Below are 12,578 nucleotides of genomic sequence, written 5' to 3' on the forward strand. Positions count from 1 at the left end.
GACGGCTGCCCCCCTGCCCCATCGTCAGGCGGACGACACGAGCCGCCTAACTTAGCGGCATTGGGTCAAGATGCGCCCCTCGGCCTTGCGCTACTACGAGAGCATCGGCTTGCTGCCACCCGCCCGGCGAGTCTCCGGCCGATGCTTCTATCCGGCGAGCACCGTGCGGCGGATTGTGCCAATGCGTTCCCCCGCGATTGAGACGGGGGGTGAAGCGGGCGATGGTGTGGTGCCGGCCCGCCCGATCGCCGTCCTGGCAAGATAGCGGCATGGAACATGTGCTTGGAATCGGTGGATACTTCATGCGGGCCGCAGACCCGGCGGCCCTGACCGCGTGGTATCGCGATTGCCTGGGCCTGGACGCCGATGAGAACGGCCTGTGGCGTCAGGGAGCCGGGCCGACGGTGTTCGCGACGTTCGAGTCCGAGACCGACTACTTCGGGTCCCGCGCCCAGCAAACCATGCTCAACTTCCGGGTCCGCGACCTGGATGCGATGCTCGTGCAATTGCGCGCCAAGGGAGCGGACGTGGCCAAAGAAACGCAGGACATGGAAGGTGTCGGCCGGTTCGGCTGGGTCACCGATCCTGAGGGCAATCGGGTCGAGCTGTGGCAGCCCGCCTGACCGCGTCTTCAGCAGGCGGTGACGTGCGGGTGGACCACTGGGTTGTCGAGGTGTGAGCCCTTGGGGCAGGCCCGCGCGGCCATGTCCCATTACGCCTTCTGCGGGCTGTCACGGGAACACCTTGGTGAGCTTGTCACCGAACTCGCGCCGCAGTGGGAGGCGCGATGCGAGCCCGGACGCCGCGGGCGGCGACCGGCGGCGCCAGGCCGGCGCCGGGACAAAATACGCGTTGGTGTTCACCGACCGACTGCTGGTCAGCCTGGTCCACCTGCGCACCGGTTCGACCCACGAGGCCCTCGGCATGACCAGAAGGTGATGCCGGTCAGGTCGATGACGAGTTGCTGGCCTGCCTGGAGTGCCAGGCGGGGCAGGAGCGCACGTACGTCGGGGGCGCTGTCGTTGTCGAGTTCTCCGGTCAGTTCGATGACGGGCCCGGCGGGGGTGGCGCGGGTGTGGACGGTCAGCTGGGTCACGGCTGCTCTTCACTGGCGGGTCGGGGCACGCTGATGGCGAGCACGGCGGTGTCGTCGTCCACTCCGGCGCCGAATGTGTCGAGAAGGTCACGGACCGCGGCGATGGCGTCGGAGGCGGTCGTCGGTGCCAGGACCTGGGCGAAGTCGAGAAGAGCGTCGTCACCGTAGCGGTTGCCGTCAGTGATCTGGGCGGTGTGTGCTTCGGTGAGGCCGTCTGTGTGGAGCAGCAGGGTGTCGCCGGGGTCCAGGCGGACGGTGGTCGTGGCGATGCAGGCGTCGGGCAGGACGCCGATGAGCTGCCCGCCGGGGGTGGGCAGGTAGTCGGCACTGCCGTCGGCGCGCATGAGTAGGGCTGGGGGATGGCCGCCGCTGGCCAGGGTGACACGGAAGCCGCCTCGGTCGGCGTCGGGGGTGAGCAGTCCGAAGATGACCGTGCAAAACCGCGGGTCGTCGCCGTTGTATTCGTGGTTGAGAACCGTGTTGAGGTTGCTCAGGACGGCGACCGGGTCGGGGTTGTAGACGGCGGCGGCGCGCAGGGTGTAGCGGGTCAGGGAGGTGACGGCCGCTGCGGCTGCGCCCTTGCCGCACACGTCACCCAGGAACAGTCCCCACGTCCCGGCGGCGAGAGGGAACAGGTCGTAGAAATCGCCGCCGACCTTGTCGGTGGAGGCGATGTGGTAATGCGCGGCTACATCCAAGCCGGGCACATTCACCAGGGCCGGGGGCAGCAGGGTCTGTTGCAGGGTGGCGTTGAGGCGCTTGAGTTCTTCGCGTTCGCGTTCTGCTTCCTGCCGGGCGCGCAGCAGCTCGGTTTCGTAGGCGCGGCGGTCGCGGGCGTCGAAGACGGTGGTACGGATCAGCAGTGGCTGCCCGTCGCTGCCGGTCTTGACCGTGGAGGTCACCAGTACCGGCAGACGGCTGCCGTCGGCTGTCTTGAGTTCCAGAGCGATTCCGCTGACCTCTCCCTGCATGCGCAGCAGCGGAGCGAAGTGCGTCTCGTGGTAGAGCCGGCCTCCCACGGTGAGCAGATCGGAGAACGTCTGGTGGCCAACCAGGTCGCCACGTCGGTAGCCCAGCCAGTCGAGCAGCGTGGTGTTGATCTTCGCGATCGTGCCGTCCAGCAGGGTGGAGAGATAGCCGCACGGCGCACGCTCGTACAGGTCTTCTGCGCTGTCTTCCAGCAGTGCGGAGAACGCCGCGTGGTCGTCACGGTTCTCGCTGCTCTCGCCGTCACCGGTCTTGCACATCATCGGCTCGCACCCGCGAAGGCGGTGATCGCGGCCGCCGTCTCCTCCGGGGCGGCGAGCTGGGGGCAGTGCCCGGTCGCGTTCAGCGTGACCAGGTGGCTGCCGGGGATCTGCGCCTGTACGAAGGCTCCGACCTCCGGAGGCGCGATCGCGTCGCTGGAACACTGCGCGACCAAAGTGGGCACGGTGACCTTGGCGAGGTCGTCGCGGTTGTCGGACAGGAATGTCACCCGGGCGAAGGCCCGGGCGATGTCCGGATCGGTCCGGCAGAAGCTGTTGGTGAGCTCCTCGCCCAGTTCCGGACGCTCGGGATTACCCATGATCACCGGCGCCATGGCGCCTGACCAGCCCAGATAGTTCGCATCCAGCGATTCCAGCAGCTCATCGATGTCCTCGGCACTGAACCCGCCCCGATAGCCAGCGGCCGGATCGTCGATGAAACACGGCGACGGGGCGAGCAGAACCAGACCGGCGAAGGCCTCCGGCTCCCGCGCCGCAGCCAGAACGCCCATCATCGCGCTCACCGAGTGACCCACAAAGGTCACCGGCCCGAGCGACAGCGCACTGCAGATCTCCAGCACATCATCGGCATATCCCTCCAGCGAGGAATAACGCTCCATGCTCCACGCCGTGAGATCGGAACGCCCCGCTCCCACGTGGTCGAAGAGCACCACGGTGAAGTCGCGCTCCAGAAGCGGTACCACCAGCCGCCACATGTTCTGGTCGCACCCGAACCCGTGCGCCAGCATCAGCACGGGGCGACCGGACCGGCCGGTCACCGTCACATGATTTCTGCTCCGCACAGTCATACGGCCATCCTCGCACCCCCCAGGGGGACCGAGTGGCTTCAGTCGTGACGGGGCGCCGAGGTAGTGCACCCAGCGGTTGTTCGCGTACCTCGTCCAGGTCTCCGCGGTGAACTGGTAGGCCTTGCTGCGCTGCGCCTCGCGGCGCTCATCCGGCTCCGGAGGGGACCCGTGACCCGGTGGGGGTACGCCGGGCACGGGCGGTGTCAGTGACCGTACTCCGGGGCGGCGGCCGGGCGGAGATCTGCCTCGCGCTGGGCATCTTTGGTCATTGCTCGTCAACCGGGCCGCTCCCGGGGCAAGACGCTGACGCTCCCGGTCAGCTTTCGCGGCTCGGGAGAATTTCCTTGACCTTGGCGATCGCGAAACCTCATCTCTGTGCCACGGTGGGCTTGCCCGGCACGGCCACCTCCTCGGGGTTGGTCAGCACGTCCAGCAAGACCGGCCCAGGGGTGTCGAGGGCCCGGCGCACGCTGTCGTGGAGATCGGCTGGGTCGGTGACGCGGATGCTGGTGAGGCCGAGCGCGCTGGCGACCGCGGCGAAGTCGGGGTTGTCGAGTTCCGTACCGAATTCAGGCAGGCCGGCCTGCTCCTGTTCGAGTTTGACCATTCCCAGTCGGCGGTTGTCGAAGACCACGAGCTTCATCGGCAGTTGGTACGTCTTGATTGTCATGAGGTCGCCGAGCGGCATGCTCAGTCCGCCGTCGCCGCAGAAGGCCACGGTCTGGCGATCAGGCGCCCAGAGCTGGGCCCCGAGGGCCTGGGGCATGGCATTGGCCATCGAGCCGAGGCTGTACGAGCCGATCAGGCGCCGACTGCCACGCATGGTGACGAAGCGGGAGAGCCAGACGGTGGCCACATGCCGGTGTCGGAGGTGAAGACGGCGTCCTCCGCGGCGTACGCGTCCACCGCGGCGGCCAGCGCCTCGGGGCGGATCTCGTGGTCACGGTTGTCCAGAGCGGTCCGCAGCCTCCCGGTCCAGCGGCGCTCGTGACCGGGGTCGGCCAGGCGCTGCTGTCCTTCCTGCCAGCGAGTGAACCGTTCCCGCACGTCGTTCAGGTGGCCGCGGCCCGGGGCCGCCTTCAGCAGCGGGAGCAGAGCCCGTAGCGTCGCACCGACGTCACCCGCCAGACCCACGTCCACGGCGACCCGGCGGCCCAAGTGCTCCTCACGCGTGTCGATCTGGACGACCTTGCACCCCGTCGGGTACCAGTCCCGGTAGGGGAAGTCGGTACCCGGCATCAGGAGCGCGTCGCCGCTGTCGAGCGCGTGGGAAGCGGCGGGGTTGCCTATCAGACCGGTCTGCCCCACCTGGAAGTAGTTGTCCCCTTCGAACCCCTTCTTGGCCTTGAGGGTGAGTACCATCGGCGCGGCAAGCACGTCGGCGGTCCGAAGGACCTCGGCGCGGGCGGCGCGCGCTCCGCGGCCGACGAGCAGGGTGACGCGGTCCGCGGTGTTCAGGAGTTCGGCGGCCGCCGCGAGCGCCGGGTCGTCCGGGCGGGCGACGGGGCGGTCGAGGGCGAAGCGGGCGGCCCGGTCGTCGCTCAGCTTCCGGTCACCCAGGTCCCCGGGCACGGTGAGCGCTGCCACTCCGCCTTGGCTGACGGCCGTACGTACGGCGGACTCGAGCATCCGCGGCATCTGGTCGGGGGAGGAGACGGTGGCGCGGTACACGGCGTCGTCACGGAAGAGCAGGTCGTTGTCGACTTCCTGGAAGTAGTCGCTGCCGACCTCGGCGAGGGGAACCTGACCGCAGATCGCGAGGACGGGCGTACGGCTCTTGGCCGCGTCGTAGAGCCCGTTGAGAAGGTGTACGGAGCCGGGTCCCACCGTTCCCATGCACACCCCCAGGGTTCCCGAAAGCTGGGACTGCGCTCCGGCGGCGAAGGCCGCGGCTTCTTCGTGCCGGCAGCCGACCCAGTTCAGGTCGTCAGTGGTGCGGATCGCGTCGGCCAGTGGGTTCAAGGCGCCTCCGACTACTCCGAAGACGTGCTGGACGCCCAGGTCCTTGAGTGCATCGACTATCACGTATCACGCGGGCGACGGTTCGTGCCACGGGAGTGCCCTTCGGTCCGGTTCCGGCCCTCGGAACGAGTGCCGGGTTCAGTGGGTGAAGCGGTCGGGGTCTGCCGCCTTCCAGTCAGCTGCCCAGTTGGAGGGCGCCGATGTGAGCAGTTGTCCGAGGGTGAGCCACTCGTGGAGGTCCGCGTAGGAGCGGACGGTGTGCGGGTTCATCCGCTGGAGCAGCATGTGAGGTTGCAGCCCGCGCGGGTTGTCGACGCTCATCGAGGCCATAATCTGCAGAGCGCTCTTGACCGTTGCCTGCTGATAGCGCCGCACGCGCTGGGACTTGTCGGGAACGTCGACGGCGCGGGCGCGCCGCTCGTCCTGGGTGGCGACCCCGACGGGGCAGGTGTTGGTGTGGCAGCGCTGGGCCTGGATGCATCCGATCGCGAACATCATGGCACGGGCGGTGTTGGTGTAATCGGCTCCCTGAATCAGGCGTTTGACGAGGTCGCTGCCGGTGGCGACCTTGCCGCTGGCCCCGATCCGGATCTGCTCCGGTTGGAGAAGCCATCGGACGGGCGCGGGCGCGGGGCTTGAACCACTGCGCGATCACTCCCGTCCGGCGCGGTATCGACGGTGACGACACGAGCCCCCGAAGATGCGGACCAGCCGTACGTCCTCGATCAGCGCCCGTTCCGCTTACGGAGGTGGCCCGTCGCCCTTTCCGTCATCTCATGTGCCTTGGCACGCAGCTGTTCCCCACGTCCAGCCTGCTGCATCGATGAGTCCCCCAGGGCCTTGCCGAGAGTCTCCTTCATCTTGCCCCTGATCTGATGCACCTTCGCATTGCCCTTGGCCTTGGCCTTGGCCATCGGAATCGCCGTCCTCTCGAAGACGCTGGGAAACGCGGCCCGTCCAGGACCGACACATCTCTGTTCACCGTGCGCCTGCCCGCGGGGCCCGGCAACTGGGAGCACCTCGTGCTTGCAAGCGGGATCCGCTGCTGAGGCAGGCCGTCGGTGCCCCGCCTTACTGTGCGCGGTGCGGCTTATGGTGGGCGATCCGTAGGCGGACGTCGGTGTGCATGTGGGGGGTGTCGGGGGAGCCGGTGGACCGACGAGCGGTACGGAGCGGGCCTTCGCACAGGGCGTCGAGGGCGGCGCCGGGTGCACCCTGGGGGGTGAGAGCGAGCGTGATGTGGGTGTGGGGGTGGGCAGGTCGGCCGGTGATGTGCACGGTTGCATGCTCAACCCCCGGCAGGGCGCCGGCTTCGGCGGCGATCGCGTCGCTGAGCGCGTGGTCGCGCAGTTCGACGCCTTCCTGCGGGGGTGTGCCGCCGACGGGCAGCGCTCCGGGGTGGCGCTGGTGCAGTTGGGCGAGCAGCCACCACAGGGCGAGCAGGGCGACGATCGTGAGGGCGGCGATGACGGCGGGCCACCACCACCAGCCCTGACTGTTCCAGCGGGCCCGGTCGGCGGAGCCGAGCAGGACGTCGGGCGGGGTGGTCAGGGGCCAGCCGACGGGCGGGACCAGATCGTGTCGCCGGTAGACGTCGAGCCCGGCGAAGAGGATCAGCAGACCGCCGCCGAGCAGTACCAGTCCGGCGAGGGCCAGCAGACTGCGGTTGAGTACGGTTCGCTGCGTCATGGTGTGGGCTCCGGTGCGGGGGGTCAGTGGGTGCGTTGCCGCACTCGTACGACGATGCGGGGAGGGCGGGCGAGGACGAGCTGATCGCGCTCCTCGTCGAGGTCGGCGGTGAGGTCGTCCTTCACCTGCTGGGGGTCGCGGAAGCGGACGTCCGCGCGGGCCTTGACGCGGTGGCGGCGCACGCGGATGCGAGCCGTGCTGACTCCTGGGACTCGGATGGCGGCGTCGCGCAGCAGGTCGGCGGCGCCGTCGCGGTCCAGGGAGGCCCGTAGCCCGGGCGCGGGGGAGCGCAGGGGCAGCCAGTGGCGTAGGCCGGGGGTGAGGGCCAGGACGATCAACCAGATGCCGAGCGCGGCGGCCACGGCGGCTCCCGTGAGCACCCACACGTCGTCTACGGGGCGGGTGGCCAGTTCGTCGGCCAGGTGCCGTCGCCAGGCTGCCGCAGGGCGTCCCGCCCGTACGGCGACGACGTCGAACAGCGCCGCGACCGCCGCCACGAGAATTACCGAGGCGACCAGCGCGGCCGGAATGCGGCGCGCGGACCACGGGCGGTGGGTCCGGTGCCGTCTGTCGTGCTCGCTCGCTACCGGGTCCGGCGGAAGGGGCGGGTTGTGTTCGGGTGGACCGGGCTCTGTCGGCTGCCTCGGCTCCTCGGGCTGTTTCGTCATCGGCACGGTGGCACGGCGCGCGGATGGCGTGGAGCTGCGTGCGGGAGGGTCCGGGTCGGGTGTCATTCCGGTCCTCCTTTCTGCGCGGCGTGCCCGGCGGCCCGGGTCGCGTGGCGCCTCATCGGACCCGTCCCCGGCTCGCGTCGGCGGCGGTCACCAGCCGCCGGACGGTGAGGGTGACCTCTCCCACCTTCAGGCCGGTCAGCTGAGTCACCCGTTCGGCGACGTCGTGCTGGATCCGTTCGCAGACGTGGGGGATGTCGGTGGGGTAGGGCAGGTCCATGGCCAGGTGCAGGCGCACCGATCCGGTACGGACGGCTGCGGAGGCGCTGGGTGCCGCCGGTCCGCTCCGGTCGGGCGGTATGGCGGCGCGCCGGGACTGGGCTGTGCGTGCGGCCTTGGCGGCGATACGGGCGACCACCCTGTCCGGGATGACGGTGGCGCCCCGTTCGGCCGGGGGCGGCAGGTCGGCGGATCGCCCCGGTGGGCCGGCCCCTTCGCCCGGGGGTTGGGAACCGGGCCGGGTACTCACCGCTGCCTCCGCATATGGAGGTCGAGGTCGCCCTGCACGACGAGGCCGACGAACAGCCCCGCCGCACCCAGAACCAGGACGAGCAGGAATGCCCAGAAGCCGCCGAAGTATCCGGCGAAGCCCAGGGCGATGCCGGCCGCGAGGCCCGTCGTTGCTGCGTTCATCATGCACTCACCCGTCTCGCGAACGTGATCGTCCGTGTGAGCACCTGCTCATGCTCAGGGCATGGCCGTGGTCACGGCGGTCGGTCACCTCACGCGGCCCTCGTCCCGTTCGGCCTCTTCCTCCTCGTCGGGGAGGTGGACGTCGTCGACGGCGATGTTCACCTCGACGACCTCCAGGCCCGTCATCCGCTCCACGGCGCTGATCACGTTGGTGCGTACGGCGCCGGCGACGTCGACGATGGAGACGCCGTATTCGACGACGACGTCCAGGTCCACCGCGGCCTGGCGCTCGCCGACCTCGACCTTCACTCCGCGCGTGACGCCTCCGCCTCCGCCCGGGACGCGTTCCCGCATGGCGCCGAAGGCGCGGGCCATCCCCGCTCCCAGGCTGTGGATGCCCGGTACCTCGCGTGTGGCCATGCCTGCGATCTTGGCCACCACACCGTCCGCGATGGTGGTCTTCCCCCGTGTCTCGGCCGGTGCTCCGGCCCCGGTACGGCCCTTCAGCGCGCTCACGCCTGTGTCGGGCCGGCTGCCCCCGCCGACGCTGGTGATGTTGTCCGTCATGGCGGTCGCCTCGAGTGGCTCGGTGTGACACCTGCGTGGTGTCTCTCAAGACGTTGGACACCCGGGGCGGCGTACCTCTCACAGACGTGACATGTGATGTGCGTCACACAGGCGTGGCGGGGGTACACGCTCTTTCCGAGCCCCCTGCGAGAACGTCATGATTCAACGTACTGCTTCCCCACGGCTGGGATGCGACCTGCCGGACGGAGTGCTTGCCGTGCGGGCGGCCGAGGGAGACGAAGACTCCTTCGCCGTTCTCGTCCAGCGGCACCACCGGTCCCTCCTGGCCCTGGCCCGTGGCATGCTCGGCAACCCCCAGGACGCCGAAGAGGCCGTTCAGGACGCCTTTGTCAGCGCCTGGCGGTGTCTACCGGAGTACCGTCACAGTGCGGAGTTCCGCACCTGGATGTACCGGATCACCATCAATCGCTGCCTGACCATGCGACGGCGGCGCCGACCGCCGCCCCTCCCTCTGGACACCGTCGCCGAACCCGCGACGGGCGACGCGAGGAGCCAGCCCGCCCGGTCCGCCGAGCAGGACGCGGCCACCGAGGCGCTGTCCCGCGCGCTCGCCGAGCTGGACGCCGGCCAGCGGATCTGCTGGATCCTGCGGGAACTGCAGGGCCTGCCCTACAACGAGATCGCCCACGTGACACGGACCAGTGAGCAGACGGTGCGCGGCAGACTGTTCAGAGCACGCCGATCCCTGCGGGAGGCGATGGACCCATGGCGCTAGACGACCCGCACGCCTGGCCTTTTGAGCCGCCCCGCGCCGACGGGCCCCGCCCCAGCCCAACCGCCGCCGGCCTGCCCCCGTTCGCGGGTGATGAGGTACTGCCCTGCGGCCGCCTGCTCAGCCGGGCCTGGGAACAGGCGCGGGACGCTGCGCCGGTCGCGGACCCGCACACGGTGTCCTGTCCTCACTGCCGCGAGGCGGTCGAGGGACTGGCCACGGTGAACGCGGCCGCCCAGGCGCTGCGTGCGGAAGACCCTCCCGGCCTGCAGGCGCTCGCCGACCGTGTCATGAACGTCGTCAGGGCAGAGATCCGGCTCGGACGGCTGCTCCCCCTGGCCGACCCGGACCGGGATCTGCGGATCGCCGAGAGCGCTGCTGCGAAGGTACTGCGGCAGGCCGCGGACATGGTCCCCGGTGTGAGGGCCGCGACCTGCCGGCTCGTACCCGCGGGCGAGGGCACCGACGTGCGGGTGACCATGGAACTGGCCGCTGCCCTCGACCGCCCGCTGCCCGACCGGGTTGATCGGGTACGCCAATCGGTCCTCGACTCGGCCGGACGGGACCTGGGTCTGGCCGTGACGGCCGTCGACATCACCGTGGTCGACGTTCTGGAGCCTTGGCCACCCCTGAGCCCCGGCGACCCTACGGGCAGGGGCACGTGATGACCGCCTCCGGCATGACCATGCTCCTCGGCGTCGCGGCCGAGGCAGCCCTCGCGGTTCCCGGCGTGTCCGGTCTGCAGCCCCGCCTGGCCCACTGCCTCGCGGCAGTCGCCGCGCCTACCCGGACGGACACCGCGCCGCACCGCATGCCGCCTGAGGCGGGCATCCGCGCCGACCGGGCGCCGGACGGTTCGGGATGGCGTATCGAGGTGCGCTGCGTCCTGGTCGAGGGCCACCGAGCCCTGGACACCGCAAGGAACGTCCACAACCGGGTTCGGACCGCCGTCAGCTCCCACCTCGCCACCCACGGCGTTGCGGAGCCGGTCACCGTCGCGGTCTCGGTGACGCGTATCGCCGCCCGACCCGCCATGGCATGAGCGCCGCGAGCACCGGCTTCGCGAACCGTCACCGCCTTGAAGGCCTCCGCGATAATGGGCGTGCTCCTGGCGGTGATCGCCTCAGGTGTGCTCATGCTTCAGCTGTTCGCCACGAGGATGCGCCTGACGCAATGTGCTGCCGAGACTGATGGACGACCCCCGCAGGGCCATTTCGAAGCGAGAGACAGAGCGAAAGGACGAAGCCCCGTCGGCCGATGACACCTCGTGGCTGCCGGACCTCACCCGCGTGGACGGCATCGCATCGGTCGTGGGAAAGGGCCTCGACGAACTGGACGTCGTGTACTACGACACCGACGGCCTGCGCCCGGTCGGAGCGTCGGCAACGCTCCGGCGAAGGACCGGTGGGGCTGACGCGGGAGGGCACTTCAAACTGCCCATGTCCGGGGACAGCCGGGAGGAGGTGCAGGTGCCGTTGTCCGACGTGGTTCCGGAAGCCGTGCGTGACCTGGCCTTTCTCGCACCCGAGGGGCGGAGCTGAGGCCAGTCGTCCGTATCCGGTCCACTCGCAGCACGCGGAACCTCGTCGATTCCGAAGGCGCGGTCCTCGCTGAGCTGAGCCTCGACAAGGTCCGCGCCTAGTCCCTTCTGACCACGACCACAACGGACCTCATGGACGGAGATGGAGGTCGAACTCGCTGAGGACGCCGATCCCTTGCTGCTCGACCTCGTGGACAAGGCGCTCCGCAAGAAGGACATCGACCGTGCGAGTTGTCCGTCCAAGCTGAGCCGGGCCGTGGAGGAAACAGGAACGGGAACGTCGCGCCTGCCGAACACGCGTCCGAGTTAGCGCAGGTCACAGTAGGCGTCGTCGGTGTTCTCCGTATCGCCTGCATGGCCGAGGAGAGACGCGTAGCGAGCTGGGAAGCACGGCCGTTCGGCTGAGGCGCCAGCCCCCTGTCGGTGGGAGGGGCGGGATCGCCGACCTCTCGCGGCAGCAGGAATTACCTCACGGAACGCAAGCGCCTGATCGTGACCGCCGTGGCCGTTGAGCGATTGGCCGTGAGCCCGTTCACCCGCGACAGCGTGCTGCGCCGCTTCCTTGCGGGCTGCTCGGGACGTCCTGGACCGTCACGCCTGGATGCGGGCCGCCCGCGTACGGCGGAGCGCTGCTCCGTCGGCGCCCGGTTACCGGCCAGGGCACCGGGGAGCGGAACAGGTGCTCAGGGCAAGCGGCCCAGAACCTCCCGGGGTGTCAGTTCGTTGAGCCGCTAGGCCTGTTCTCCCAATGATCAGAAGGACTCGTCGTGAGCGGTGGTATCCCAGTGGACGACAGCTGTATCAGCGCCTTCCAGGAGCTGAAAAGCAGGCGGGACATCAACACAGTGATCTACCGGCTCAGCGACAACCTGGAGACCGTCATCCCCGACGCCAAGGGGAACCTGACACACGACGAACTGCTGAAGGCCCTGCCGGCCGACGAGCCCCGGTACGTCGTCCACGACCTGCTCTTCGCGACAGCGGACGGGACCCGTCAGGAGAAGATCGTGCTGATCTCCTGGTGCCCGGCGGGGACGAAGGCCGAGGAGAGGATCGCGCACTCCTCCGGCTACAGCACGCTCCGAAACCTGCTCGACGGTGTCCAGGTATACGCACAGGCCACAGACCTGTCCGACGTGGCGTACAAGGCACTCGTATCCCGGGCCTCTTGATCCACCTTTACTCCTTGGCGGTGGCAGGTGATCGCGCCGGGCGGAATCCAGGTCCTATCGCCGCTGGTGCGCAGACTGTGACGATGGGAGCGGTAGTCAGAGATGCGCGAGCGCTGAGTACCTCTTCCTCAGCCCTCGCCGCCCCGGTGGGTGCGCTCGAAGATCACGAGGAACGGGGCGACATAACCGGTGGCCTCGACAGGACTGGCGTGACCGAACAGCACCAACATCACTCCAGCCCCCATGACGGCGGCCGTGGCAAAGTCCAGATGTGCGGCCAGCCGAGTCCAGGCTGATGGCCACCGGAATTCCAGGTGGATGGCCGTCTGACCAGTGGTGTTCCTGATCACTTCCTTAACTGGAGGAGACCCCTCCGACCGTTTGCTGGTGTTTGCGCGC

Annotated in this window: 18 protein-coding genes and 2 pseudogenes; 8 read left to right on the forward strand and 12 right to left on the reverse strand. The window is 69.3% G+C overall.

The window, feature by feature from the left end:
* Positions 1-70 precede the first annotated feature (70 nt).
* Positions 71-265 carry a MerR family DNA-binding transcriptional regulator gene (locus RV986_RS51950; RefSeq protein ID WP_475924075.1) on the forward strand — a complete coding sequence of 65 codons (195 nt, stop codon included), beginning with the start codon at positions 71-73 and terminating at the stop codon, positions 263-265.
* A 4-nt stretch (positions 266-269) separates the two neighbouring features.
* On the forward strand, positions 270-623 hold the full coding sequence (locus tag RV986_RS51955) for a VOC family protein (protein ID WP_475924076.1): 354 nt from the start codon (positions 270-272) through the stop codon (positions 621-623).
* Between the two features lie 254 nt (positions 624-877).
* Here RV986_RS51955 and RV986_RS51960 read toward each other — a convergent pair whose 3' ends face one another.
* From RV986_RS51960 to RV986_RS52010, 11 genes and pseudogenes are all read right to left on the reverse strand, one after another.
* Positions 878-1,096, reverse strand: a complete 219-nt coding sequence (locus RV986_RS51960) for an STAS domain-containing protein (protein ID WP_475924077.1) — start codon at positions 1,094-1,096, stop codon at positions 878-880.
* The gene (locus RV986_RS51965; RefSeq protein WP_475924715.1) at positions 1,093-2,343 is read right to left on the reverse strand and encodes a SpoIIE family protein phosphatase; all 1,251 of its coding nucleotides are present in this window, start codon (positions 2,341-2,343) and stop codon (positions 1,093-1,095) included. The genes RV986_RS51960 and RV986_RS51965 overlap by 4 nt, the downstream gene beginning before the upstream one ends.
* Complete coding sequence (locus RV986_RS51970; RefSeq protein ID WP_475924716.1) at positions 2,343-3,152, reverse strand: alpha/beta fold hydrolase; 810 nt, start codon at positions 3,150-3,152, stop codon at positions 2,343-2,345. The genes RV986_RS51965 and RV986_RS51970 overlap by 1 nt, the downstream gene beginning before the upstream one ends.
* 367 nt (positions 3,153-3,519) lie before the next feature.
* Positions 3,520-5,177, reverse strand: a pseudogene (locus RV986_RS51975) (thiamine pyrophosphate-dependent enzyme).
* Between the two features lie 75 nt (positions 5,178-5,252).
* A pseudogene (locus RV986_RS51980) lies at positions 5,253-5,711 on the reverse strand (glutamate synthase-related protein); the annotation flags it as partial.
* 128 nt (positions 5,712-5,839) lie between these two features.
* Positions 5,840-6,028, reverse strand: a complete 189-nt coding sequence (locus RV986_RS51985; RefSeq protein ID WP_475924078.1) for a CsbD family protein — start codon at positions 6,026-6,028, stop codon at positions 5,840-5,842.
* A gap of 157 nt (positions 6,029-6,185) precedes the next feature.
* On the reverse strand, positions 6,186-6,803 hold the full coding sequence (locus RV986_RS51990) for an alkaline shock response membrane anchor protein AmaP (protein ID WP_475924079.1): 618 nt from the start codon (positions 6,801-6,803) through the stop codon (positions 6,186-6,188).
* A 23-nt stretch (positions 6,804-6,826) separates the two neighbouring features.
* Complete coding sequence (locus tag RV986_RS51995; protein ID WP_475924080.1) at positions 6,827-7,537, reverse strand: DUF6286 domain-containing protein; 711 nt, start codon at positions 7,535-7,537, stop codon at positions 6,827-6,829.
* Positions 7,538-7,589: 52 nt separating this feature from the next.
* Positions 7,590-8,003 (reverse strand): Asp23/Gls24 family envelope stress response protein, encoded by a 414-nt coding sequence (locus RV986_RS52000; protein WP_475923287.1) that lies wholly within the window; start codon positions 8,001-8,003, stop codon positions 7,590-7,592.
* Positions 8,000-8,170: a hypothetical protein gene (locus RV986_RS52005; protein WP_475924765.1), complete on the reverse strand. Its 171-nt coding sequence runs from the start codon at positions 8,168-8,170 to the stop codon at positions 8,000-8,002. Before RV986_RS52005 ends, RV986_RS52000 begins: the two co-directional genes overlap by 4 nt.
* Positions 8,171-8,251: 81 nt before the next feature.
* Positions 8,252-8,734: an Asp23/Gls24 family envelope stress response protein gene (locus RV986_RS52010; protein ID WP_475924081.1), complete on the reverse strand. Its 483-nt coding sequence runs from the start codon at positions 8,732-8,734 to the stop codon at positions 8,252-8,254.
* 157 nt (positions 8,735-8,891) lie between these two features.
* On the opposite strand from RV986_RS52010, the gene RV986_RS52015 reads away from it, so the two are divergent.
* The 6 genes from RV986_RS52015 (at position 8,892) to RV986_RS52040 (ending at position 12,179) form a co-directional block, all read left to right on the forward strand.
* Positions 8,892-9,470, forward strand: a complete 579-nt coding sequence (locus tag RV986_RS52015) for an RNA polymerase sigma factor (protein WP_475924082.1) — start codon at positions 8,892-8,894, stop codon at positions 9,468-9,470.
* A complete protein-coding gene (locus RV986_RS52020; protein WP_475924083.1) occupies positions 9,461-10,132 on the forward strand; it encodes an Asp23/Gls24 family envelope stress response protein in 672 nt (223 codons plus the stop codon). Before RV986_RS52015 ends, RV986_RS52020 begins: the two co-directional genes overlap by 10 nt.
* Complete coding sequence (locus tag RV986_RS52025; RefSeq protein ID WP_475924084.1) at positions 10,132-10,509, forward strand: hypothetical protein; 378 nt, start codon at positions 10,132-10,134, stop codon at positions 10,507-10,509. Before RV986_RS52020 ends, RV986_RS52025 begins: the two co-directional genes overlap by 1 nt.
* Positions 10,510-10,756: 247 nt before the next feature.
* Positions 10,757-11,008, forward strand: coding sequence for a CYTH domain-containing protein (locus tag RV986_RS52030; protein ID WP_475924085.1), 252 nt, complete (start codon positions 10,757-10,759; stop codon positions 11,006-11,008).
* Positions 11,009-11,149: 141 nt separating this feature from the next.
* Positions 11,150-11,317 (forward strand): hypothetical protein, encoded by a 168-nt coding sequence (locus tag RV986_RS52035; RefSeq protein WP_475924086.1) that lies wholly within the window; start codon positions 11,150-11,152, stop codon positions 11,315-11,317.
* Positions 11,318-11,774: 457 nt separating this feature from the next.
* Positions 11,775-12,179 (forward strand): actin-binding ADF family protein, encoded by a 405-nt coding sequence (locus tag RV986_RS52040; protein WP_475924087.1) that lies wholly within the window; start codon positions 11,775-11,777, stop codon positions 12,177-12,179.
* Positions 12,180-12,307: 128 nt separating this feature from the next.
* Here RV986_RS52040 and RV986_RS52045 read toward each other — a convergent pair whose 3' ends face one another.
* On the reverse strand, positions 12,308-12,529 hold the full coding sequence (locus RV986_RS52045; protein ID WP_475924088.1) for a hypothetical protein: 222 nt from the start codon (positions 12,527-12,529) through the stop codon (positions 12,308-12,310).
* Positions 12,530-12,578: the final 49 nt, after the last annotated feature.

The organism is Streptomyces sp. RLA012 (genome assembly GCF_056270325.1).

Coding starts and splice junctions, on each gene's coding strand:
- RV986_RS51955 (WP_475924076.1), top strand. CDS start 270: ATGGAACATGTGCTTGGAATCGGTGGATACTTCATGCGGGCCGCAGAC.
- RV986_RS51985 (WP_475924078.1), bottom strand. CDS start 6,028: ATGGCCAAGGCCAAGGCCAAGGGCAATGCGAAGGTGCATCAGATCAGG.
- RV986_RS51950 (WP_475924075.1), top strand. CDS start 71: ATGCGCCCCTCGGCCTTGCGCTACTACGAGAGCATCGGCTTGCTGCCA.
- RV986_RS52005 (WP_475924765.1), bottom strand. CDS start 8,170: ATGATGAACGCAGCAACGACGGGCCTCGCGGCCGGCATCGCCCTGGGC.
- RV986_RS51995 (WP_475924080.1), bottom strand. CDS start 7,537: ATGACACCCGACCCGGACCCTCCCGCACGCAGCTCCACGCCATCCGCG.
- RV986_RS51990 (WP_475924079.1), bottom strand. CDS start 6,803: ATGACGCAGCGAACCGTACTCAACCGCAGTCTGCTGGCCCTCGCCGGA.
- RV986_RS52025 (WP_475924084.1), top strand. CDS start 10,132: ATGACCGCCTCCGGCATGACCATGCTCCTCGGCGTCGCGGCCGAGGCA.
- RV986_RS51965 (WP_475924715.1), bottom strand. CDS start 2,343: ATGTGCAAGACCGGTGACGGCGAGAGCAGCGAGAACCGTGACGACCAC.
- RV986_RS52035 (WP_475924086.1), top strand. CDS start 11,150: ATGGAGGTCGAACTCGCTGAGGACGCCGATCCCTTGCTGCTCGACCTC.
- RV986_RS52010 (WP_475924081.1), bottom strand. CDS start 8,734: ATGACGGACAACATCACCAGCGTCGGCGGGGGCAGCCGGCCCGACACA.
- RV986_RS52020 (WP_475924083.1), top strand. CDS start 9,461: ATGGCGCTAGACGACCCGCACGCCTGGCCTTTTGAGCCGCCCCGCGCC.
- RV986_RS52015 (WP_475924082.1), top strand. CDS start 8,892: ATGATTCAACGTACTGCTTCCCCACGGCTGGGATGCGACCTGCCGGAC.
- RV986_RS51970 (WP_475924716.1), bottom strand. CDS start 3,152: ATGACTGTGCGGAGCAGAAATCATGTGACGGTGACCGGCCGGTCCGGT.